Genomic DNA, 22,098 nt, shown 5'->3' on the forward strand with positions numbered 1-22,098 from the left:
GGGAGAGGGACCTGACTTCGCGGCGGGGTGCTGTTGCCGTGGTACAGCGGGTGGATGCCCTCACCTGACCTCTCCCGGCGGGAGAGGGACCTGACTCCGCGGCGGGGTGCTGTTGCCGTGGCGGGGTACACGGCGCGGGCTGCACCCGCAACTCATTGCGGAATACGGATTGCGGAAGGTTTCGCGCCCCAATCCGCAATCCGAAATCCGCAATCCGAAATTCTTGCCACCGTGCTCAGTAGATCAGGGGTTTTCCCTGCTACCTCGCGCGCTCTTCGGGCTTGAAAGATCTCCAGAAACCTGATGACACCATGGGTGAACCATCCGCATGTCCATGGGGGGCATGCCATAACCGTACGAGGAGGATACGACATGCGACGCACGGGACATTATCTGATCGCCGCGGGTCTGCTGCTGGCGGCGGTGCCGGCGACGGCGGCGCCGACGCCGGAACAGAAATGCGAGGCCGGGAAGAACCAGGCGGCGGGGAAATACGCCGACTGCCGACAGAAGGCGGAGGCGGGCCTCGTCAAGACCGGGGACATCACGAAGTACAACACCGCCATCGGCAAGTGCGAGACCAAGTTCCAGGACAAGTGGCAGAAGCTCATCGACGCCGCGACCGCCGCCAGCGCCACCTGTCCGGACGCGCCGCTGGCCGCGTCGGCGTACAAGGACGTAATCGACGAGCACAGCGACAACATCGCGCAAGCCCTCGGCGGCGGGGGACTCGAGGACTGCGACGCCGACCTCGCCACCTGCACGGCGGACTTGGCGGCCTGCTACGCCCTGCCGGCGGCGCAGCGGCTGAAGACCGGGCAAACGCTCTGCTACGACGCGATCGGCACCCCGATCGCCTGTGCCGGCAGTGGCCAGGACGGCGAGTTCCAGAAGGGGGTTGCGCGGGCGTACGTCGACAACGGCGACGGGACGGTGACCGATACGAAGACGGGGCTGATGTGGGAGAAGCTGAGCGACGACGGCTCGATTCACGACCGTGACGACTACTACACGTGGACTGCGGCGGTGACGACGAAGATCGCGACGCTAAACGGCGGCGGCGGCTTCGCCGGGTATACGGACTGGCGGCTGCCGAACATCAACGAGCTGCAGAGCCTGGTCAACTACGGTGCCTCGTCTCCGGCGATCGATGCCGCCTTCAACACCGCGTGCGCAGCGTCGTGCACCGTGACGACGTGCAGTTGCACTGTCTCGGCCTACTACTGGTCGTCTACTACGACCCAGGACTACCCGAACTTCGCGTGGGACGTGACCTTCGGCATTGGGTTAGTGGTCGCGTACGATAAGTCCGGCACCAACTATGTCCGTGCCGTGCGCGGCGGCTCGTGATGCCCCTTCGCCCTTCGGGCTATGGAGCACAAGTGGATCATTAGGTCATTTGGTGCGCCAGGCCAAGCCTGGCCGATCTTGTAACCTGAAAGGAGGTTATCCTGCGAATTGCCCGTTCAGCAGGTAGCGACCCGAGCGTGCGTCGGAGTGATCCGGTGGGCGAAGCCTCGGGAAGCGAGCCCGCGAGCCGTAACGCAAGTGAACCCGAATCGGCCTCGTGAACCTCATTGAGAGTGGCCAAGCTGCCAAATATGACGAAGCCTGCCATCAACGTGGAAGCAACGGGCGTGTGCACACGTTGGGCTCTCCGGGGTGTAAGGGGACGGCGCGTGGGGACAGATCGGTCGAGGAACCTGGGAGGCCCGGCGAGGCAGGGGCGAGCAAGTGGCCCCAACGCGACACGGGAAAGCATAACCGTGTTGGCGGCAACGGCCGGGAGTCGGACCGGCTCATAGTAGTGAGGAAGCGGGTAACGACCGTGGAGCGAAGGGGCCGGAGCCATTGCGAGCGGAGGTCAGAGGAGGAGTGAGCCGCTTGGACGAGAGTCCCACTACGGACGAACCGACAACGATCGACAGGAACTTTCGACAAGGATACCCACGCATGGCCTTCCGGGCGATCAACACGTACGTTCACGAGCGGCTCGAGCGCCACCTGCGCCGTCGCAGCCAACGGCCCTGCCGCCCGCCGGCAGGGGTGACCTACCATGAGCACTTCAAGCACTTGGGTTTGGTGATCTTGTGAGGGTCAGCCGTGCAACTGCCTGCGTCTGCCGAGCGGGTGACAGCAATGGCGTGAGCCGGATGCGGGAAATCCGCACGTCCGGTTCGACGAGGGGGGAGTAGGTCGCACGCTTCGGCGTGTCGCCTTCTCCCCTACTCTACATTTTCGAGTATTTCCGGGATCCGGTCTTCGTTCTGTCCGGGGCTTGGCGCGTTAGCGCCGAGCCCCGCGAAATCGGCTGACGATGGCGCACACGGAGCACCTGCCGATCTACAAGGGCGCGTACGATCTCTGGAGTTCACGGGGACAGTGCGCGAATCTGGACACTCCGGCGGGGCGTGGGTACACGCGCGCACGCCCCGTTTACGGGGCGACTGGCTTGAGCCCGGCGATTCATCGCCGGGTGCGGTACGCGCGGCTCGGCGGGAGCCGCGCCCTCCGCAATCGATTTCTTCGCGCAATCGGGTGGAACGCGATCTCCGAGCGCGTTTCCTCTGTGTTGCCGGGCCCGGACATTCCCGAGCGTGAAGCCCCGGGCATGAATGCCCGGGCTCAGTCGAGGCGCCCGGTGAACCGGGCGCGGGTATGCGCGCGCACGCCCCGTTTACGGGGCGACTGACTTGAGCCCGGCGATTCATCGCCGGGTGCGGCTGCGACGGTACGAGGCGGTGCGTATCGAGCTGGCGAACGAGCGAGACCGGGGGCAGCGCCATCAACCCGCCCGGCGCGCGTCGAGCAGTCGGCGGACCGTCTGCATGGCCGGCAGGCCGCCGCGCATCATGTAGAAGAGCGGTGTCCTGCCGGCGAAGATCGGATTGGCATTTGGCAGGTGCACCCACTCATCGGCCAGACGCGGCGAGTGGAGGATGCGTAGCGCCTTGAAGATGCCGATGAGATACGAGATGGGGGTGAGCCGGTCGGTGTCGAGAACCCGTTCGGGGTGGCGCTTCATCTCGTAGAACGGCCCATTGCTGACGCCGCCGAGCAGCGCGCGTGCATCCTCGTCGCGTACCTTCCAGCGCTTCATGATGTTGAAGAAGGCCTTCAGGCCGGGCGCCGACAGCCGCGCCCGCTCACCGCGCGCAGCGAGGTCCGGCGGCGCCTCTGTCCGGTAGATCGTGACGTTCGGTACCGAAAAAAAAGCGGCACGCCCGGAGGCGTGCCGCTTTTTTACCGTCCACTGCGGTGAGTGTTTACTGGGCCACCTGGTTGTTGGTCACGACGATATCGCCAACCGTGGCTGCGTCGCACGACGAGAAGACGCCGCCTATGTTGGCGCCCGAGAGACTCGGCGAGGCCGACGTCAGGTTGGCGCAGCTAAACGCCGATCCGGTCACCGACTCCGGTCCGATGTTGAAGCCCTGGAAATTGCTGACGTTGAACGCAGTCCCCGTCGAGGTGCCGGTGGTGTAAGGCAGCGTGACAGGGTTACCGCGCTGATCGATCGGATCCTGGTCGGTACAGAACGTCTCGGTGCAGAGGCCCGTTTGGGTGCCGATCTGCAGCGTGTTCAAGAGGATTGCCGAGCCGGCAGGTCCGCTACCGCTGAGCGCGATTTGCGGCGGGAACGGCAGACCGCCCTCTTCGCCGTTGCAATCCTGGGTCAGGGTGACGTCTACGGGTTCCAGCCCGCTGCAGCCGATGACGCCGGCGGCGGCGTTGCCGGGACCGTTCACGAATGCGCAGGGTCGGTCAGTCGGGCATTCAACCGGCAGCGGTATGTTGTCGCTGCAATTGCCTGCCAACGCCCCGTCTTCGGTGAACAGCGTTCCACCGCAGGTCTTGACCGGCAGACCGCGCACGCAGGCGCAGGCGATACTGCCCACCGGGATCTTCGGCAGATCCACGCTGGCCGCCTTGATAACCGCGGGGATCTTCCCGTCGCGCTCCTTGCCGATAGTCACCGTCTGTTGCCCGGTCAGCGGCAGCGGCAATTCGCTGACGACGTCGCCGAACACCTTGGCGCAACTGGTGTTCGGGACGCAATCCACCTCGGAGGTCTGGCCGGGTTTGAGCGTAAACGTGATGCTGGTCTCGAACGTGCAGTTCGCCGCACAACCGTCACCGCCGAAAGTCTTGCAGCGCACGCACTTGGATCCCGGGCAGGTCGTGTCCGTACGGCACGCCGAGCCGATCTTGAACCCGCCGTCGCACACTCCGGGCTGGTCGAGGCCGCACTCCTCGTCCTTCTCGCAGGCCGTGCCAGCCGTGTTGCCGCCGATGCAGATGCCGCCGTCGTCGCACTCCTCGGGCGCTACCGGCTCGCCGTCGCCGCAGCCGCCTTCGGGTTCCGGCGGGCAGCCGTTATTCGCGTTGTTGACGGCACTGATGATGTCGTCGATGGAAACCTCGCCGTCGTCGTTGCCGTCGGCATTGGGGCACGCTTCGATCGTCGCCATGCCGTTGGCGATGTTGACCATGGTGATGATCTCGTCCACGGTCACTTCCTTGTCGCCATTACAGTCCCCGGTACACACGGCGGCCGCCACGTTGGCTCCGGCAAGCATGATAAGTCCGGCTGCACCAAGGGTCGCCCATCGGTGCCACTTCTTCTGTATCCTCATACGCGTCTCCTCCTGTGGCCGATGGCTCTCCGCCCGCCGGCCGAGTTTGGTCGCCTGCTCCACACCCTTCTGGCGTTATCCGGGCGCAACTTCCTCTTATCCTAATGATTGCAATAATCCCTGACGGTTCGTCAAGCGCCAGTTCGCGCTTTTCCTTAAAGCCGGTGCCACCCGTCGTTGCGGCGTTCCGCGGCGCTGTGTAGCCTGCCGCGCATGGGCGGCGGTCGGCCACGTGGCGGAGACGGAAGGCGCTCGTGAAAGGCGTGCGGGGATGGCTGGCTGCCTTGATCGGGCTGATCCTGGCAGCGCTTTACCTGGAGCGCGCCTATCTGCTGGCGGCGGCGGGCGCGTTCCTCGTGGTCAGCGACGTGCCGCGGTCGAGCGACGCGATTGTGGTGCTGTCCGGGTCGTTGCCGGACCGCATTCTCGAAGCCGTGGACCTGTACAAGAGCGGGCTCGCCCCGCGGATCGTATTGACGCAGGAGACGCCGCTTCCCGGCCTGCGCGAGCTGCGGGCCCGCGGCGCCAACATGGTCGAACGACACGAGCAGAACCTCGACATTGCCCGTCAGCTCGGCGTGCCGCCGGCGGCGATGTCCGTGGTGTCCACACCCGCGTGGAGCACGGCAACCGAGGCGGAGGCGCTGGTCGCGTACTTCGACGCCGAGGGCATCCGTTCGATCCTGCTGGTTACCTCGAAGGCGCACGCCCGCCGCGCCGTGATGACGTTTCGCGACCTGGCTTGCGGCCGCCTTCGTGTCCTGGTCGTACCGTCGCGTTACGATCCGTTCACCCCGGCGGAGTGGTGGCGGCGGCGGCCGTGGGCGAGGCGTCTGTTCTTCGAGTACCTCAAGCTCGCCAACTACGCTTTGATCGAACGCTGGGGCGCCCGGTGTCCCGAGGCGGCTGCGTGACCGCCGCCGCTCGACCGCGGACCGGAGTGGAGACGCTCTATTTGCGGCTCGCCCCGGGCGATATCGCCTTCGTCAAGTTCCTGTTCGAAGCTTACGAAGAAGTCGCGACCGTCCGGACCGTCGACAAGGATGCGGCGGTGATCGTACTGCTGATTGCGCCTGACTTCCTGTCGGTGGCGCGGGCGATCCTCGACGACATCCGGCGCACCGTGCGCTACGAGGAAATCGCGGCTCCGGCGTTACCGTCCGACGACTGGCTGATGCGCGAACTCGACGAGGACGGGTCGGGGCAGTAGGGGGGGATGTGGGCTTGAGGGGATGAGGGTGTTCTTGGGGGCGTGTGGACGGGGCGACTCTGCCGGGGGCTTCTAGTTGCTGGTGCTTGGGGGGGCGGGTTCGGCGTCGGGTACCGGAGCGGGTCTGGTGCCGAATACATAGGCGACGCCGATGCTGAGCGCGTAGAGCAGTAGCAGGGGGCCGGCCATGAGGAGTTGGGAGGCGACGTCGGGCCCCGGGGTCAGGATCGCCGCCAGCACGAAGATTACCAGTATCGCGTAGCGCGTATAGGCGATCATCATCTGGTGGGTGACTACGCCGAGACGCGCGAAGAAGAACGTGAACACCGGCAGCTCGAAGGTGACGCCGAAGGCGAGCAGCATGCGTGCGGTAAAGGTCAGGTACTCGCTGATGCGGATCTCCGGGCTGATGCCGATCGAGCCGTACTGCTCGATGAGAAACCGGTAGCCTACCGGCATGACGATCTCGTAACAGAACCACGCGCCGGCGACGAAAAACACGGTGCCGAAAAAGACGAAGGGGCGCGCGTAGCGTTTCTCCGTGTCGTACAGGCCGGGCGCCACAAACCGCCAGATCTGGTACAGAATGACCGGGCTGGCCAGAAAGATGCCGGCGAGAAACGCCACTTTGATCTTGGTGAAGAACGCCTCCGCCACTCCCGTGCCGATGAGGTTGACGTCGGTCACCTCCAGGCCCGGCTGGTTCAGTCCGAGCAACGGACGGGTCAGCAGTTCGAAAAGCCGATCCGCGAAGGCGTACGCGGCAGCGAAGCCGACGGCGATGGCGAGCAATGACCGCACCAATCGCGTGCGCAACTCTTCGAGATGCGCCGTCAGAGGCATGCGGGCGTCGCCCATGCTCTTTACGCCTGGGTCGGGGGCTCGCCGTCGCTCACCCGGGTAGGTGGCGTGCTATCCCCGCCCGGTGGTGGCTCGTCCGCGACCCCTCGCGGCACGCTGTCGCCGGCCGGTTGGGGGGGGGCGGCGGCCGGGGCCGGAGCCGGCCGGCCGGCGCCTTCGACCTCGCGCTCGATCATGCGCCGGGCGTTCTGCAACTCGTCGGTCACCCCGCTGGTGGCTTTGCGCAGTTCCGCCAGACCCTTGCCGAGGAGACGCGCGACTTCGGGCAGGCGCTGCGGTCCGAGCACGATCAGTGCGACGACAAGGATGACGATGAGCTCTGGCGTACCGATGCCGAACATGCAGGGCGGACTCGTAGAGGATCGGACGCTAAAGTAAACGCCGCGGGGTGTCAATTCGCCTCCGCGCGGCACGCCGCCGGGGCGCCTTTGCCGGTTGCTATTGCTCGGCGAATCGCCCATGATCGGCGCCGCTACGAACGCACGATGCGCACCCGAGGCCGGGTGCGCGGTGTAGTCCCGGATCGATTCTGGGGGCTTGGTGTCTCCCGGCGGAGGCAGGCCGCAGGGGGCTTTGCATGGGGGACGGTATGCAGTCGCGCAACCTGATACTGGCGATCGGTGCCGCCGTCGTTGCGATCGCAGCCCAGGCGCGGCCCGGCGCCGCGCTGACGGCCTGCACGGCGGCGCAAATCGTTGCGCAGGACTCCGCCAACTGCCCGAGCGGGACGGGTCCCTGTACCATTAAAAAGGATTTCGATGTGGCCGGGGGGTGCGTGCTCGACTTCGGCCAGCGGGACGTCACGTTGGCGAATCTGGCCGTACTCGATCTCGGTCCGGGAACCGTGACCATTGTGGCGCGCAACTTCACGGTTGCCGCCGGCGGGTACATTGACGGCCGCGGGACCGCGTCGGCGCCTCCCGGCGATCAAGGCAGCACGATCCAAATCGAGACTACCGAGAACTTCGCCGTGCGGCGTACCAGCCTGATCGGCCGCATCGAGGTTTCAGGTACCTATCGCGCCGGTGCCATCGAGATCTCAGCCGGCGGGAGCGTGACCGTGGAAGGCCGCCTGGAGGCCGACAGCCTCGATACGGCCGACGGCGGCGACATCGATATCACTGCCGGCACCAACATCACGTCTACTGCGTCCAGCGACATTTCCGCGAACGGTATCCAGTTTGGCTCTGGCGGCTCGGTGACCATCGAGGCCGGCAATGCCGTCAATCTTGCTGGGGCCATCGACTTATCCGGATACGGCGGCGGTAGTGCCGATGTAACCGCCGCCACCGGGTCCGTGCAACTCGCCGGCATCAATCTGCGCGGTAACGGCTACGGTTCCAGCACGATCAGCGAGTCGGGGGACGGGGGCGAGCTTAGCGTCAGCGCGTTCACGAGCGTCGTCGTGGTCGGTTCTCTCGATGCGAGCGGTTCTACCGGTGGGGACGGCGGTCCCGTCGACATCAGCGCCGACTATGGTTCGGTGACGATCTCCGGGGCTGTCCGTTCCGAAGCCCGACTTCCGGAACCGCCCGATACCGGCTCGGGTGGGGGGGATATCTTGATCTACGGATCCGGTGCCGTCACCGTGCAGTCCGGCGGAACCGTGTCCGCCCGCAGTGACGGGACACTCGGTTGGGGCGGGGAGATAGTTGTAGATACGGAGTCCGACCTCACACTGGCCGGCGCGGTCGACGCCTCGGGCGGATGGCAGGGCGGCGCGCTCGAGTTCTATGTTCTCGGCGGCGCCACGCTCGGTAGCTCCGTGCTCGCCAACGCCCGCAACGCCGGCGGGTACGGCGGATCGGTAGATATTACCGTGGGTCAGATCGGACAGAGCACCCTGTCGATCGCCGGATCGATCGACGTTACCGGCGGCCCTTGCACGACGGAAACGGGCTGTGGGGCTGGCGGCTACACCATGATCGAGGCGTGCACACTGACCCTTACGGCGACGGGCACCATCGACGCCCGTGGTCCCCTGTGGGGAGGGAGCAACTCCCTCACCGCCCGCGAAGGGCTCTCGGTTGCGGGTCAGGTGTACGCGCAGGCGACGGATGACAGTGGGACCGACGGTACCAACGATTTCACCTTCCGAGCCGCGCGCCCGCCCAGTGTGACGGGTACGGTCAACCCTGCGGCGACGCTCGACGCGCGTGCGACGTGTACCGAGCCGACTTATCCGAATGGCTGCCTCAACGCCTGCCCAGCGTGCGGCAATGGGATCGTGGAATTCCCCGAGGAGTGCGACAACTCCGTCGGCACTCCGGTGGATTGCGACGGCTGCTCGCGGTTCTGCGAAATCCAAACCTGCGACGACCAAAACGGATGTACGGCCGACTTCTGCACTGTGCCGATCGGCTGCATGTACACGGTGCAAAGCCCGTGTGCGACGCCGACGCCGACTGCGGCCGGTCCGTCGCCGACCCGAACAGCCTCGCCGACCGCCACCATTCCGGGTCCGAGTCCAACCCCCACAATTGCACTGCCGTCGCCGTCGCCGACAAACACCCCGATTCCGACGCCGACCCGGACCGCGACGCGCACGCCGACCCTGACGCCCACGTCGACCCCGACGTCGACCCCGACCGTGACCCCGACGTCGACCCCGACCGCCACGCCGACGTCGACCCCGACGATTACGCCGACGAGGACACCAACCGCGACTGCGACAACCTCCCCGACACCGACGATCTCGGCCACCGCGACGGTGACACCGACGGCGACCCACACGCCCGCGGCCACTGCCACGGCCGGCCGCTTCGACGACTCCGTGGTCCTGCCGGTGCGGCCGGTCAGCATCGATATATCCGCCGGCGTGGCGAGCGTTCGCAAGCAGGTGAAGGTCAAGGTCGCAAACGCCGACCTGCTGCCGGTTGCCGAACTGGACGGACATCCGATTCAACTCCTGGTCCATCCGGGCACCTGTCCGGCCGGCCTCACGGTTGGAGCGCCCGATTTCGACCTCCGAACCCCGGGCGCGCAGGATACCGTCTCGATGCGCGGCGGCCGGGTGAAGAAAGCCGTCCTGACCATCGAAGCGCGCAGCGATATGTTCACGAGCTTCAACCGTATCACCCCCGTGCGCTGTGCATTGATTCTCGAAGTACGTTCCACTTTGGCCGGGAGCGCGGACCCGTCCCCGTCGAACAACTCGGTCCCGCTCGAAATCAACGTCGTCGACCGCAACGATCCCGACCAGGCGCAGCTCTACGAGTCGGCGATCGACAGCGCCGAGGCCACGTCGTTGTCGTTGGGTCGGGGCCGAGTGTCGCTCGCCCGTACCGGTCGCCCCCGCTTGCTGAACGGTAACCTGACCGCCGTGGCCCCGCACGCGATTGCCGTCACGGCCACCACGGATTGCCCGGCTAACATGGTCGGCGCCTTGGACTTCGACTCGCAGACTCCCGGCGACCAGAATATCGGCGCGGTATCGCCGGGGGCACGCCTGTCCGGGTCTTTGCCGCTAACGGCACGGGCGGCCGACGTGTACGTGCGCAGCAAGCGGTCGCCGTACCGATGTAGCGTCGCGCTAACTGCGACTGGGCCCTCCGGCGATTCGGACGCGACGAACAACGTGACGACGATGGTGGTCGACGTCTACGACCGTAACGACTACTGACGTGGAGCGTGCGCGGATTTTGTCTGGGGCGCGGGGCGCGAGCATGCGCCGGGCTTCCGGGGTGATACTTCTCCGCTCTTTGGGCTAAACTCCGGCGCGATGGCGGCGACGGGGATAGTTATCGACCCGCGGTATCGGGAGCACGACACCGGTCCCGGGCATCCGGAAAGCGCGGAGCGCATCGGCGTGCTGCTCGAGGCGGTGAGCCCGTCGGCTCCCGGGTGTGTGCCGGTGGCGGCACGTCCGGCGACCGGCGACGAGCTGGCGCTGGTGCACGACGGCGCTTACGTCGAACGGGTGGCGGCGACGGCGGAACACCGCTGGTATGCCTTCGATGCCGACACGCCAACCTCGCCCCGTTCGTACGAAGTGAGTCGACTGGCGGCCGGCGGGGTGCTGGCGCTCGTCGATGCGGTCATGGCGGGGCAGGTACACAACGGCTTCGCTTTCGTGCGGCCTCCCGGTCATCACGCCGAACGCGACCGCGCCATGGGATTCTGCCTCTTCAACAACGTCGCCATTGCCGCGGAGTACCTGCGCCGCCGCCACGGCCTCGCGCGCGTTCTGGTCGTCGACTGGGACCTGCACCACGGCAACGGAACCCAGCACATGTTCGAACGTGACCCCGGCGTTCTGTACGTCTCGCTGCACCAGTACCCATACTATCCCGGGACGGGTGCCGCCGACGAGGTGGGCTTCGGCGACGGCGAGGGGCGCACGGTCAACGTGCCGCTGCCGGCAGGCTGCGGCGACGACGAGTACCGCGAAGCCTTTGCGCGCATTGTCGAGCCGGTCGCGCAGGATTTCGCCCCCGAGTTCGTGTTGATCTCGGCCGGCTTCGATGCGCATGGGCGCGATCCCCTCGGCGGGATGGAGGTGACCGAGGCCGGCTATCGTAGCATGACGACGAGCTTGTTGCGGGTGGCCGGGGCTACCGCGCGCGGGCGCTGCGTGGCCGTCCTCGAAGGCGGGTACGATCTGGGCGCCGTGCGGGCGTGCGCGCAGGTGGTGGTTCGCGAGCTACGCGCCGAGGAGCCCGCTCCCGCTTCCGAGCCGACGCCGCGCAGTCGGGCCGCGCCACTGCTCGACCGCATCGCGCGGGTGCAGGGCCGCTACTGGCGCCTGTGATCGGCGTCAGTCGTAGGCCGACAGATCCGCGTCGCCGAGATCGCGCTCCTGTGGCGCCGCCGGGGCCTGATCGGGGCGTGGCGCCTGCGCCACCGCGGCCTCCGGTTCGGTGCCCCGTCGGAAGCACTCGAGGTGCCCGGAGCGGACCAGCGTGCAGCGGATGCCGTCCGGCACCGGGAAGTCGAGGACCGGCTGACCGGCCAGAGCGCCCTCCATGAACGCCGTCCAGATCGGGGTTGCCACCTGGCCGCCGGTCTCCCGGGCGCCAAGGCTGCGCTTCTCGTCGAAACCCACCCACACCCCGGCGAGCAACTGCGGCGTGTAGCCGATGAACCAAGCGTCGTTGACGTCGTTGGTAGTGCCGGTCTTGCCCGCGGCCGGCCGGCCGAGGGCGGCGGCGCGCCGGCCGGTGCCACGCTGGATGACACTCTCCAGCATGCTGGTCATCTGGTAGGCCGTTTCCGGCGCGATGACTTGCTCGGTGTCGGGCAGGTTTTCGTCGACGACATTGCCCTGACTGTCGGTGATGCGCGTGATGAAGCGCGGCTCGGCGCGCATGCCGAGGTTGGCGAACACCCCGTAGGCAGCGGTGAGCTCGAGCGGCGTGACTTCCGAGGCGCCGAGAGCGAGCGAGAGGTTCTTGGTCAGCGGGGACCGGATGCCGAGCTTCGGGATGTAAGACAGCAGATTGTTCAGCCCCACCTTCATCGCCAGTTTGACGGTGACCACGTTGCGGGAAAAGGTCAGCGCGTCGCGCAGGCTGGTCGGGCCGTTGTACTTGTTGTCGTAGTTCTGCGGCGACCAGGTCCGGCCGCCGGCCCGGAACGAGATCGGCTCGTCGACGATGATGCTGGCGGGCGTGAAGTCGCGGTCGAGCGCGGCGGCGTAAATGAACGGCTTGAAGGCCGAGCCCGGCTGGCGCAGGCTCTGCACGGCACGGTTGAACTGGCTGTCCGCAAAGTCGAACCCCCCGACGAGCGCCTTGACGTCTCCGGTCGCCGGCTCGATGGCGACCAGGGCACCTTGCACCGGCGGCGATTCGGTGCACGCGAAGAAGGTTCCCGTGCCGTTGGTCGTGTCGGCGAGGCGCACGCGCATGATATCGCCGACGCGATGGCCGCTCCGGCGCCGGCAGTTGTTTTCCTCGGGCGGCGCGAGTTGCCCGGTGAAGGGTCCCACCTGCAGGTGAATGGTTACGCTCCGTTTGCCGGAAGTCACCCCGGTTACCACGGCGTCGTAAGCTCGCCCCGTCTCCAGCCCGCGGCCCTTGAGGGCGCCCGTCTGCTGACGCGTATAGGAAGGAATCTCCGTGCCGTCGATGCGGCGGATGGTGTCCCCGTATCCCTGGCGCCGGGCCAGCGTTTCGAGACCCTCCCGCAAGGCAGCCTCGGCGGCCGCCTGCATGCGCAGATTGGCCGGCGTGTGGACGCGCAGGCCGAGCGCGTAGAGTCCCGTCTGACCGTAGCGTTCCTCAAGCAGCCGGCGCACGTGCTCCACGTAATACGGTGCGGACACGAAGTTGCTCCGGTGCGGTGCGAGGCCCAGTGGCTCCGCCAGGGCGCGGCTTGCCTCCTCGGCGCTGATGAAGCCCACGTCGGCCATGCGCCCGAGGACGTAGCGCTGGCGACCCTTGGCCAGCGCCCAGTTCTTGACCGGGGAATAGCGGCTCGGCGCCTGCGGCAAACCCGCGAGCAACGCCGCCTCGGCGACCGTGAGCTGCTCGACGTTCTTGCCGAAGTACTCGCGCGCCGCCGCGCCGACACCGTACACGCCGCTGCCGAGGTAAAGGTTGTTCAGGTAGAGCCACAGAATCTGATCCTTGGTGAGCTGGCGCTCCAGCCGCAGGGCGAGGATCATTTCCTTGAATTTGCGCTCGTAGCTCTTCTGGGGCGATAGCAGAATCTGCTTGACCACCTGCTGGGTGATCGTGCTGCCCCCCTGCACCTTGTCTCCGGCCGCGAGGTTGCTCAGGATGGCGCGCCCGACGCCGACGAAATCGATGCCGCCGTGCCGATAGAAGGCATCGTCCTCGGCGGCGAGAAAGGCATTGCGGACGACGGCGGGAATCCGTTCGAAAGGCACCAGATACCGCTTTTCGAGATAGAACTCGCCCATCACCGTGCCGTCGTCGGCCAGCACCTGAGTTACCATCGGCGGCCGGTAGCGGGTCAGGGCCTCCACGTCCGGAAGATTGGCGGTGAGTTCGACGTACAAGAGATAGGCGGCGCCGGCGGAACCGAGGACGCCGACGACGAAGAGAAAGGTCAGGAAGATACGAACGGTGCGCCAGAAACCGGAGACGCGCGAGGGGCTGTCGCCGGGTGCGCTCATGACCATTGAGACGATATCGACCGGTACCGGAAGGGTCAACGGCCTGTGCCGGCAGGGGGCGTGGGCGTTGCCGGATGGCGCGGTGCGCTGTGTAATAAAGTTAACTTGAGTCGGACGCGGAACCGGTGTATCGGTGCGGCCATGTCCGCGCACGCCATTCTGGTCGTCGACGACGAGCCGGCGAGCCGGCGCGCCCTGCAGCGGGCGCTGGCCGGTGCCGGCGAGGTGATCGCAGTCGCCGGCGGCGCCGAGGCCCTCGAGTGTCTGGCGGCACGAACCGTTGCCGTACTCGTCGTCGACCAGCGCATGCCGCACATGCTCGGGACCGAGGTGCTGGCGCGTTGCAGCGTCAGTCACCCGGAGGTCGTGCGGGTGCTGCTGACCGGCTACACCGACGTCGACACGCTCCTGGCCGCGATCAACGCCGGGCACGTGTATGCCTATCTGACCAAGCCGTGGGAGCCCGGCGAGTTGCGGCTGGTGGTGCAACGCGGCCTCGAGCATTACGACGCCGAACGCGACCGGCGGCGTCTGCTGCGCGAGCTGGGCGCGGCCTGCGCGCGAGCGGAACGTCAGGCGGCGCAGAGGGCCCGCCTGCTGGCCATGGCGGCGCACGAGGTGGGGACGCCCTTGCACGTGGTTGCGAACGCGCTCGCCTTTGCGGCGTACGCGCCGCTCGGCCAGGAGGCCAGGCACTGGGTGGACGTGGCCCGCCGCGGTGTGGGGTGGCTGGGGCGCAGTGTGGCGCAGCTTGGCCGGGGCGGGCAGTGGCTGGCCGGCGCGCCGCGCCTCAGGCTGCGGCCGGTGGAGGTGTCGCCGGTGGTTACCGGTACCGCCGCGGACTTCACCCCCGTATGCGCGGCGCGTGCCCTGCGCTTGTCCGCGCACGTCTCCTCGATGCTGCCCGCGGTGCACGGCGACGCGATTTGGCTGCGCCGTGCCCTGGCGAACCTTGTCGCCAACGCCGTCCGTTGCACCCCCGACGGCGGGGCGATCGCGCTGACGGCCGTCGCGGCCGGTGCGAGCGTCGAGTTCGGCGTCGCCGATACGGGGATCGGCATCGAAGCGACCCGACTGGCCGACCTCTTCGAGCCCTTTGCGCCCGCGCACGGCGACGTCGACCTGCACACTTCCGGGGAGTTCGACTTCGGCGCGCGCGGACTCGGTCTCGGTCTGGCGATTACGCGAGCGATCGTCGAGGCCCACGGCGGCCGGCTGACCGTCGACAGCGCCCGCGGCGCCGGCAGCCGCTTCAGCTTTACCGTGCCGGTCGCGAGCGGCTGAGACGGCGCGCGTTTCCCTCCGCGGAACGTTGGGTTATAGGGAAGCCGATGTCCGCGGGTGGACCAGAAGGAGGTCGCGCACCGCTGCGCTGCAGCCACTGCGGTCGCCACGTAGCCGGAACAACGCACACCCGCACGACCTATCGCGTCGATTACTACGCGCTGCACACGGGCGAGGTCGAGCCGGTCCTCGTGCAACGGCCGGACGATCCCGACCGCACGGTAACCGTGTTGCGGCTGGTGCGGCCGATCGACGTCTACACCTGTGTGGATTGCTACGCACAACCCGCCGTGCGCGTCGAGCGCGAGCGGCGCTTTCGGCCGGAGGTCGCCGGCGAGGCGACGCCGGTGGCGGCCGGGTCGTGAGCCGAATCAAGCGTTCGCAACTTGCCGGGCGGTGGTACGCGGGAGCCGCGGCACGCCTGCGCGCCGAGGTGGCGGGCTGGCTGGCTTCCGGCGAGGGCAGGGCGCCGGCCGGTCCGCATTGCGCGCTGCTCGTTCCTCATGCCGGATATGCCTATTCGGGTCGCGCCGCGGGCGCGGGCTACGCCTGCGTGGCCGGTGGCGGCTACGAACGCGCCGTCATCCTGGCGCCCAGCCATTTCGTGCCGTTCCGTGGCGTCGCCGTGCTCGACGTCGACGGGTTCGAAACGCCGCTGGGCGTGGTGCCGGTGGATGGCGCCGGACGCGCGCAACTGCTTGGCTCGCCGCTGGTCGCCGAGCGGCCCGAGGCATTCGAGGACGAGCACGCCCTCGAGATTCAGTTACCTTTCCTTCAACTCGCGCTGCCCGCGGTGTCGGTGGTGCCGGCGTTGGTCGGCGAGCTCGCGCCGGACGATGCGGCCGTGCTCGGCCCGGTGCTGGCGGCGCTGGCCGACGATCGGACCCTGTTCGTGATCAGCTCCGATTTCGTCCACTACGGTTGGCGCTTCGGCTACCTGCCGTTTCCCGCCGTTGGGGCCGAGGCGGTGCGCGAGGGCCTGCGCCGGCTGGACATGGGTGCGATCGAACGCGTATGCGCCGGCGACGGCGGGGGCTTCGTCGCGTACGTGGCCGACACCGGGGCGACGATTTGCGGCCGCCATCCGATCGAGCTGTTCCTTGCCGTGCCACCCGGGCCGCGCCGCGGGCAGCTCGTGACCTACTACACGTCGCTGGACGTCACCGGCGATTACGAGCACGTGGTGAGCTACGCCAGCATGGTGTTTCCGCGGCGAGGGATCGAGGACGCGGGGGGCGCGGTCCGCTAATCGGCGGGGCCGGGCGTTCGCCGGGGTCCGCGCCGGCCATCGGTACGCGATTCGGTTGCGGGCTTCGGGCCGTGCGGTCCGCGCGAACCGGCTGGCCCCGACGCCCGGGGCTACGGCAAAGTCGCTGACAGAGCCTCGATACGCCGCCAGAAGAGGGCGGCTACTCGGCTCGAACGGGTTTTTCGGCTTCAGCAAGAGCATAAAACCGTTCGCCCCGAGTAACGGCCCGTCTTTTTGGGCCGTGTATCGAGGGGCAGGCCCGGTGTACACCCTCCGTCAGAAGAGGGCGGCTACTCGGCTCGAACGGGTTTTTCGGCTTCAGCAAGAGCATGAAACCGTTCGCCCCGAGTAACGGCCCGTCTTTTTGGGCCGTGTATCGAGGGGCAGGCCCGGTGTACACCCTCGGTTGGCGATTTTGCTGTGGCCCGGCCCCCACGCCGCCGTCGCGTTGTAGCGCTTCGCACAACACGATATAGACCGAAGTCGACATTCTTATTCGAGAACATGTTCGAGAACATGGGCGAAGCCGCGAAAGACAGGGCCGCTGCGTTGCGCGAGCCGCGCCGCCGACTCGGGCTGCGTCTGCTCGAGGACATCGGGCGGACGATTTCCCATTCGGCCGATCTGCGCACCAGTGCGCAGGGGATCGTCGATGCCATCGCCGGTTACCTGTCGATGGAAGTGTGCTCGATCTACGTTTACTCGCCCGAACGCGCGCAACTCACCCTGTGGGCGACCACCGGTCTCGATCCGAGCGCCGTCGGCAAGGTGACAATGGGGGTCAACGAGGGGTTGACCGGCATCGTTGTCGAGCGCCTCGAGCCGGTGATGGCCATCGATGCGCTGGCGCACCCGCGTTACAAGTATTTTCCCGAGACTGGCGAGGAGCGCTATCACTCGTTTCTCGGCGTTCCCGTCGTCGACCGGGGTAAGCCGGTCGGCGTGCTGATCATCCAGACGTCGCGGCGGCGCCGGTTCACCCGGGCGGAAGTGCGGCTGCTGCGCGCCATCGCCGTTCCGGTCGCCGGTATCCTCGCGCAGGTCCAACTGCACGCCAGCCTGGCGACCAAGGAAGAGGAACGCCTCGCCTATCAGAAGCGCATGGCGGACGCCATCGACCGCCTGCGCAAGTACGAAGGTCAGTCAGGCGGCCGCGCGCCGGGGGTGCCCGGCGGGCCGAACCGGCTGATCGGTATGGGAGCGTCGCCGGGCTTCGGCATCGGTCGCGCTCACCTGATGACCGCCGCGGTGAGCTTTGCCGGCCTGCCGCGCGAGCGCCGCAACCCGCTCAAACGTGAACTGGCCCGCCTGCGCGCCGCGGTGACCCGCGCGGTCGACGAACTCGGTAGAACCCGGGATCGCATCGTCGCCACGGTCCCGGAAATCGACGCCGCGGTTTTCGACGCCCAGCGCTTGATGTTGCAGGACCAGAGCTTCCTCAGCCGGATCGAACGGCTGATCCGCGAGAACCTCAGCGCCGAAGCCGCCCTCGAACGCGCGGTCGACGAGTTCGTACGCCGCTTCACGGAAATGGACAACGTCTATTTCCGCGACCGGGCCGCCGACATCAAGGACATCGGCCAGCGCCTGCTGCGCCACCTCCTTGGCGTTACCGAGCAGCGCCGGCAGTTCTCCTCCGCCATCGTGCTCGTGGGCAGCGACGTGTCGCTGTCGGACCTCGCTCTGGTCGAGCAGGAGGACCTCAAGGGGGTCGTGCTGGCCAGCGGCGGGGTGACTTCGCACGCCTCGATCCTCGCCAAGTCGCTGGAAATTCCGACCGTGGTCGGCGCCGAGCATGCCGAGGACGTCGTCCGCGAAGGCGATCGCCTCGTCGTCGACGGCAACGCCGGCGTCGTCTTCGTCAATCCGACCCCGGAGATCCTGCGCGAATACGAACGGCTCGAACGCGAGTACCGCGCCTTCAACCGCGACCTCGAGACCCTGCGCGACCTGCCGGCCGAGACCCTCGACGGTCACCCGGTTACCCTGTCGGCCAACATCGGTCTGCTGGGCGACCTCACGCTGGCGCGCGCGCACGGCGCCGAGGGCATCGGCCTTTACCGCACCGAGGTGCCGTTCCTGTCGCATCGCGACTTCCTGACCGAAGACGAACAGGTGGCGCTCTACGAGCGGGCGGTAACCGGTATGGCCGGCAAGCCGGTCACCATCCGCACCCTCGATCTCGGTGCCGACAAGTACCCGCGTTACCTGAATATGCCGCGCGAGGAGAATCCCTTCCTCGGCTGGCGCTCGATCCGCATCTCGCTGGAGCTGCCGGAGGTGCTCAAGGATCAGCTCCGGGCCATTTTGCGAGTCAGCACCCTCGGACCCGTGCGCATCATGTTTCCCATGATCTCCAGCCTCGAGGAAATCCGCCGGGTCAAGGAACTCCTCGCCGAGGCCGGGGAGGAACTGCGGGCTGCCGGACATTCCTACGACCCCAACATCCCGATCGGCATGATGGTCGAGGTCCCTTCGGCCGTCTATCTCGCCCCGTACTTCGTTCGCGAGGTCGACTTCCTTAGCATCGGCACGAACGACTTGATTCAGTACGTGCTGGCGGTGGACCGCAACAACCGCAAGGTCGGACCGTTGTACGAGCCGCTGCACCCCGCCGTGATCCGCTGCGTCGCCAACATCATCGAGGCCGCGAAAAACGCGGGGAAGTCGGTGTCGCTGTGCGGCGAGATGGCGTCGGACCCGGCGTGTACGCTGTTGCTCGTCGGCCTCGGCATCGAAGACCTCAGCATGGGCCCGTTCTTTATCCCGCCGATCAAACGGCTGATCCGTGCCGTGACCTTCGCCGGCGCGCAACTGCTGGCAGATCAGGTGCTGACCCTGACGACGGTGAAGGAAGTCAAGGAGCGCATCTTTGCCATGATGCGCGACCTGGGCGTGATCGACATCATGGAGCTGTACCATTAGCCCAGTGCCGCGAAGCTTCGCTCCGCTCTGCGAAGCCGTTCGGGGTTCGTCGGCCGCGGCGACGCGCGCGAATCGGAATCCGGGGTTGACAAATGACAGCCGCCCGACGTTGGATGGTGTCAGGCCTTGCGGCCGCGATCGCGAGGACTTTCATGTCGAGAGAGGATATTGAATGAGGGGTCTCCGGAGTTGGGCTTTGTGGGTAGCCCTGTGCGCCACTTCCGGGCTCGCTGCCTGTGAGCCCGTCGACAATCCCAACCAGCCGACCGATGCGGTGCGACAGCACATCGAAAAACGCGTGCCGGAGTATTTCCGCAAGAAGGCGAACCTGCCCGACAGCATGGGCGTACGGATCGTCGACGTCCGCCCGTCGGCCGAAGTCCCCGGCATATTGTCGGCATCGATGGAGCTATCGCAAAACGGCCAGACGCAGAAGTATCCGATCGTGTTGTCGCGCGACGGCCGCTACGTGTTGCAGGGGAAGTGGGGCGACGTCGGCGTCGATCCGTACGAGGACAACCGCAACAAGATCGCCCTCGCCGGCGCGCCCGTGCGAGGGAATCCCGAGGCCCCCGTGACCATCGTCGAATACGTCGACCTGCAATGCCCTTACTGCGCCCGCGCACACCGTACGCTCGAAGACGAAGTGCTCAAGAACTACGGCGACCGGGTGCGCCTGGTGGTTAAACACATGCCGATCGCCAGCATCCATCCGTGGGCGGAAAACGCCGCGCTGGCGGCGGTCTGCGCTCGGCAGCAAAACCCCGATGGTTTCTGGAAACTCTACGACTTCTTCTTCAAGAACCAGAGTGGCATTACGGCCGACAACCTGCGTCAGAAGGCCGTCGGAGCGGCGAAGGATGCCGGACTCGACACGACCCGATTCGAGGCCTGCTTCGACGAGCGAGGCGGGATGGCGGCAATCGGTGCGGACCTCGCGGAGGCGCAGGCGCTCGGTATTCAGTCGACGCCGACTTTCTTCGTCAACGGCCGCCGCCTCGAAGGTGCTTTACCATTCGATACGTTCAAGACAGCCATCGACGCCGCCCTGGCCGCCGTAGCCCCAACACCCTCCCCAAAGGCGGGATGAGGAAGAAGTCCAAACTCGGAAGAGGCAAGTCCCAGGGTCGAAGTCATTCGGAACCGAGCCGCCAGCAGTCAGCCCTCACACCAAGCCCCCAGGTCCCCCAAGCCGCATTCCCGGTGCGTATTTTTCTTGACGAATACTTTCACACGATGGTAGCGACTTAACGATAGTGCGCTTTCTCCCGAGGATCGAGGATTACATGGTTCGACGGCTTGGATGGATTCGCCCGGGGTTGCTGTGCGGGCTCGCATGGATGATCGCACTTGCGGCGGGCTGCGGCGGCGATGCGACCACGAAAGTATCCGAAGAGACCCCGCCACCGCCGGCACCGGCGGTCAGAGGCGCGGTGCTGATGCCGAACGGATCGGTGGCCGCCCTGCCGTCGTCCTTTATGGAACGAATGGGGGAACTGGCGGTAGCGCGCGCGGTGGCGCTCAGCGCCGGCGTGCAGCCGGTGGGGCGAAACGTGGAAGTGCGCCTGCGTCAGTTCGGCATCAACACGATACTCGCGTCAACCAAGACCAACGACCAGGGCCTCTATGGGATAACTCTGCCGAGCGGCGTCAACGAAGCCGCCTGCCCGCCCCTGATGGTCGAAGTCGGCAGCGGGGAATCGTACACGCGGGCCCTCGTGTTCAGCACCACCGAGGTGGTCGATATCGACTTTGCCAGCGAAGCGGCGGTGCGCTTGATCGTCGACGAACTGCGGCGTACCGACGGCAACATCTGTTCCTATGCGCCGGGCGACGTGCGCGAGATCGTCGACATGATCCGCCAGAAGCCCGGGTTCGTCCCCGGCGGGACGGCCAGCGAGGTTAACGACAACGCCGAAGACATCTCGGGCCAGGATAAGGAGATTCGCGCCGCCGTCGCGGCCCCGATCGCCCCGTTCACCCCGACCGCGACACCCGGCCAACCCTCCCCTACACGCACGGCGACTACCGCCGCGTTTACGCCCACGTCGACGATCCCGCCGACGGCCACGGTTCCCCCGACGGCCACGGCCCAACCGACGGTGACGTTTACCCGTATTCCGACCAACACGGCGCGCCCGACGAACACCGCCCAGCCGACGACGGCAGCGCCGACCAATACGCCGGTGCCGACCAACACGACGGTGCCCACGAATACGCCGGCGCCGACGAACACCCCGGTGCCGACGAACACGCCGGTGCCGACCGACACGCCAGTGCCGACGGCGACGCCCACCAATCCGCCGACGGCCACGGCCACCGTGCCGGCGGTGTCGCCGCAGATCGAGCTGGGCAGCGCCAGCGGCGCGGCGGGGAGCATGGTGACGGTGCCGATCGGTCTGACGAAGAACGGGCCTGCGGTGGTGACGATTGCGCCGCTGGTGTTCGACTTCGATGCGACGAAGCTGACGTTCGGGTCGTGCGCGTCGAAGGTGAGCGGGAAGAACGCGGATGCTGGCAGCCCGTCGCCGGGGCGCGTGAGTCTGGTGCTGGCGGGCGGGCTGGGCGTGATGCCCGACGGCGCGGTGGCCGAGTGTACGTTCACGATCGCGGCGAGTGCCACGGGCACTGCCGCGCTGACGTTCGTCCAGGCGGGCCTGTCGGATGCCGAGCTGAACGAGCTGACAGCGACGGGGACGAACGGGACGGTGACGATCGCCGGTGGCGGTGCGCAACCGGAGATCGCGCTGGGCAGCGCCAGCGGGGCGGCGGGCAGCATGGTGACGGTGCCGATCGGTCTGACGAAGAACGGGCCTGCGGTGGTGACGATTGCGCCGCTGGTGTTCGACTT

16 protein-coding genes and 3 pseudogenes are annotated in these 22,098 nt (G+C 67.1%); 14 read left to right on the plus strand and 5 right to left on the minus strand.

Going from position 1 to position 22,098, the window contains the following annotated elements; genetic code table 11:
* The first annotated feature begins 372 nt into the window (after nt 1-372).
* Together L6Q96_19750 and L6Q96_19755 are read left to right on the plus strand one after the other, a co-directional pair.
* Nucleotides 373-1,350, plus strand: coding sequence for a DUF1566 domain-containing protein (locus tag L6Q96_19750; protein MCK6556790.1), 978 nt, complete (start codon nt 373-375; stop codon nt 1,348-1,350).
* Between the two features lie 603 nt (nt 1,351-1,953).
* Entirely contained in the window at nt 1,954-2,094 is a 141-nt protein-coding gene (locus L6Q96_19755; GenBank protein ID MCK6556791.1) for a hypothetical protein, read from the plus strand.
* A 691-nt stretch (nt 2,095-2,785) separates the two neighbouring features.
* On the opposite strand, the gene L6Q96_19760 is transcribed toward L6Q96_19755, so the two are convergent.
* Together L6Q96_19760 and L6Q96_19765 are read right to left on the minus strand one after the other, a co-directional pair.
* Nucleotides 2,786-3,190 (minus strand): DUF2384 domain-containing protein, encoded by a 405-nt coding sequence (locus tag L6Q96_19760; GenBank protein MCK6556792.1) that lies wholly within the window; start codon nt 3,188-3,190, stop codon nt 2,786-2,788.
* Nucleotides 3,191-3,266: 76 nt separating this feature from the next.
* On the minus strand, nt 3,267-4,637 hold the full coding sequence (locus L6Q96_19765) for a hypothetical protein (GenBank protein MCK6556793.1): 1,371 nt from the start codon (nt 4,635-4,637) through the stop codon (nt 3,267-3,269).
* 254 nt (nt 4,638-4,891) lie between these two features.
* On the opposite strand from L6Q96_19765, the gene L6Q96_19770 reads away from it, so the two are divergent.
* Nucleotides 4,892-5,551 carry a YdcF family protein gene (locus tag L6Q96_19770; GenBank protein ID MCK6556794.1) on the plus strand — a complete coding sequence of 220 codons (660 nt, stop codon included), beginning with the start codon at nt 4,892-4,894 and terminating at the stop codon, nt 5,549-5,551.
* A complete protein-coding gene (locus L6Q96_19775; protein ID MCK6556795.1) occupies nt 5,548-5,847 on the plus strand; it encodes a DUF4911 domain-containing protein in 300 nt (99 codons plus the stop codon). Before L6Q96_19770 ends, L6Q96_19775 begins: the two co-directional genes overlap by 4 nt.
* A gap of 72 nt (nt 5,848-5,919) precedes the next feature.
* Here the strand turns inward: L6Q96_19775 and tatC are convergent, their stop codons facing one another.
* Nucleotides 5,920-6,705, minus strand: a complete 786-nt coding sequence (tatC, locus tag L6Q96_19780) for a twin-arginine translocase subunit TatC (protein MCK6556796.1) — start codon at nt 6,703-6,705, stop codon at nt 5,920-5,922.
* Nucleotides 6,706-6,710: 5 nt separating this feature from the next.
* Complete coding sequence (locus L6Q96_19785) at nt 6,711-7,049, minus strand: twin-arginine translocase TatA/TatE family subunit (protein ID MCK6556797.1); 339 nt, start codon at nt 7,047-7,049, stop codon at nt 6,711-6,713.
* 1,580 nt (nt 7,050-8,629) lie between these two features.
* Between L6Q96_19785 and L6Q96_19790 the strand changes: the two are divergent.
* The 3 genes and pseudogenes from L6Q96_19790 to L6Q96_19800 all read left to right on the plus strand — a co-directional run bounded on the left by L6Q96_19790 (nt 8,630) and on the right by L6Q96_19800 (nt 11,458).
* Nucleotides 8,630-8,971 (plus strand): annotated as a pseudogene (locus L6Q96_19790) (hypothetical protein).
* Nucleotides 8,972-9,088: 117 nt separating this feature from the next.
* Nucleotides 9,089-9,463, plus strand: a pseudogene (locus L6Q96_19795) (hypothetical protein).
* Nucleotides 9,464-10,429: 966 nt separating this feature from the next.
* Complete coding sequence (locus L6Q96_19800) at nt 10,430-11,458, plus strand: histone deacetylase (protein ID MCK6556798.1); 1,029 nt, start codon at nt 10,430-10,432, stop codon at nt 11,456-11,458.
* A gap of 6 nt (nt 11,459-11,464) precedes the next feature.
* On the opposite strand, the gene L6Q96_19805 is transcribed toward L6Q96_19800, so the two are convergent.
* A complete protein-coding gene (locus L6Q96_19805) occupies nt 11,465-13,789 on the minus strand; it encodes a PBP1A family penicillin-binding protein (GenBank protein ID MCK6556799.1) in 2,325 nt (774 codons plus the stop codon).
* A gap of 141 nt (nt 13,790-13,930) precedes the next feature.
* On the opposite strand from L6Q96_19805, the pseudogene L6Q96_19810 reads away from it, so the two are divergent.
* The 7 genes and pseudogenes from L6Q96_19810 to L6Q96_19840 all read left to right on the plus strand — a co-directional run.
* Nucleotides 13,931-14,215 (plus strand): annotated as a pseudogene (locus tag L6Q96_19810) (response regulator).
* A gap of 471 nt (nt 14,216-14,686) precedes the next feature.
* Complete coding sequence (locus L6Q96_19815) at nt 14,687-15,073, plus strand: ATP-binding protein (protein ID MCK6556800.1); 387 nt, start codon at nt 14,687-14,689, stop codon at nt 15,071-15,073.
* 47 nt (nt 15,074-15,120) lie between these two features.
* Nucleotides 15,121-15,438, plus strand: a complete 318-nt coding sequence (locus tag L6Q96_19820; GenBank protein ID MCK6556801.1) for a hypothetical protein — start codon at nt 15,121-15,123, stop codon at nt 15,436-15,438.
* Entirely contained in the window at nt 15,435-16,322 is an 888-nt protein-coding gene (gene amrB / locus L6Q96_19825; GenBank protein MCK6556802.1) for an AmmeMemoRadiSam system protein B, read from the plus strand. Before L6Q96_19820 ends, amrB begins: the two co-directional genes overlap by 4 nt.
* A 504-nt stretch (nt 16,323-16,826) precedes the next feature.
* A complete protein-coding gene (gene ptsP, locus L6Q96_19830; GenBank protein ID MCK6556803.1) occupies nt 16,827-19,247 on the plus strand; it encodes a phosphoenolpyruvate--protein phosphotransferase in 2,421 nt (806 codons plus the stop codon).
* A 172-nt stretch (nt 19,248-19,419) separates the two neighbouring features.
* The gene (locus L6Q96_19835) at nt 19,420-20,337 is read left to right on the plus strand and encodes a DsbA family protein (GenBank protein MCK6556804.1); all 918 of its coding nucleotides are present in this window, start codon (nt 19,420-19,422) and stop codon (nt 20,335-20,337) included.
* A gap of 196 nt (nt 20,338-20,533) precedes the next feature.
* The coding region (locus tag L6Q96_19840; GenBank protein ID MCK6556805.1) for a cohesin domain-containing protein at nt 20,534-22,098 on the plus strand (1,565 nt) is incomplete at its 3' end.

Source organism: Candidatus Binatia bacterium (genome assembly GCA_023150935.1).
Classification (GTDB): Bacteria; Desulfobacterota; Binatia; order HRBIN30; family HRBIN30; genus JAKLJW01.

Coding starts and splice junctions, on each gene's coding strand:
- tatC (MCK6556796.1), bottom strand. CDS start 6,705: ATGGGCGACGCCCGCATGCCTCTGACGGCGCATCTCGAAGAGTTGCGC.
- L6Q96_19815 (MCK6556800.1), top strand. CDS start 14,687: ATGCTGCCCGCGGTGCACGGCGACGCGATTTGGCTGCGCCGTGCCCTG.
- ptsP (MCK6556803.1), top strand. CDS start 16,827: ATGTTCGAGAACATGGGCGAAGCCGCGAAAGACAGGGCCGCTGCGTTG.
- L6Q96_19755 (MCK6556791.1), top strand. CDS start 1,954: ATGGCCTTCCGGGCGATCAACACGTACGTTCACGAGCGGCTCGAGCGC.
- L6Q96_19750 (MCK6556790.1), top strand. CDS start 373: ATGCGACGCACGGGACATTATCTGATCGCCGCGGGTCTGCTGCTGGCG.
- L6Q96_19800 (MCK6556798.1), top strand. CDS start 10,430: ATGGCGGCGACGGGGATAGTTATCGACCCGCGGTATCGGGAGCACGAC.
- L6Q96_19805 (MCK6556799.1), bottom strand. CDS start 13,789: ATGAGCGCACCCGGCGACAGCCCCTCGCGCGTCTCCGGTTTCTGGCGC.
- L6Q96_19835 (MCK6556804.1), top strand. CDS start 19,420: ATGAGGGGTCTCCGGAGTTGGGCTTTGTGGGTAGCCCTGTGCGCCACT.
- L6Q96_19765 (MCK6556793.1), bottom strand. CDS start 4,637: ATGAGGATACAGAAGAAGTGGCACCGATGGGCGACCCTTGGTGCAGCC.
- L6Q96_19785 (MCK6556797.1), bottom strand. CDS start 7,049: ATGTTCGGCATCGGTACGCCAGAGCTCATCGTCATCCTTGTCGTCGCA.
- L6Q96_19820 (MCK6556801.1), top strand. CDS start 15,121: ATGTCCGCGGGTGGACCAGAAGGAGGTCGCGCACCGCTGCGCTGCAGC.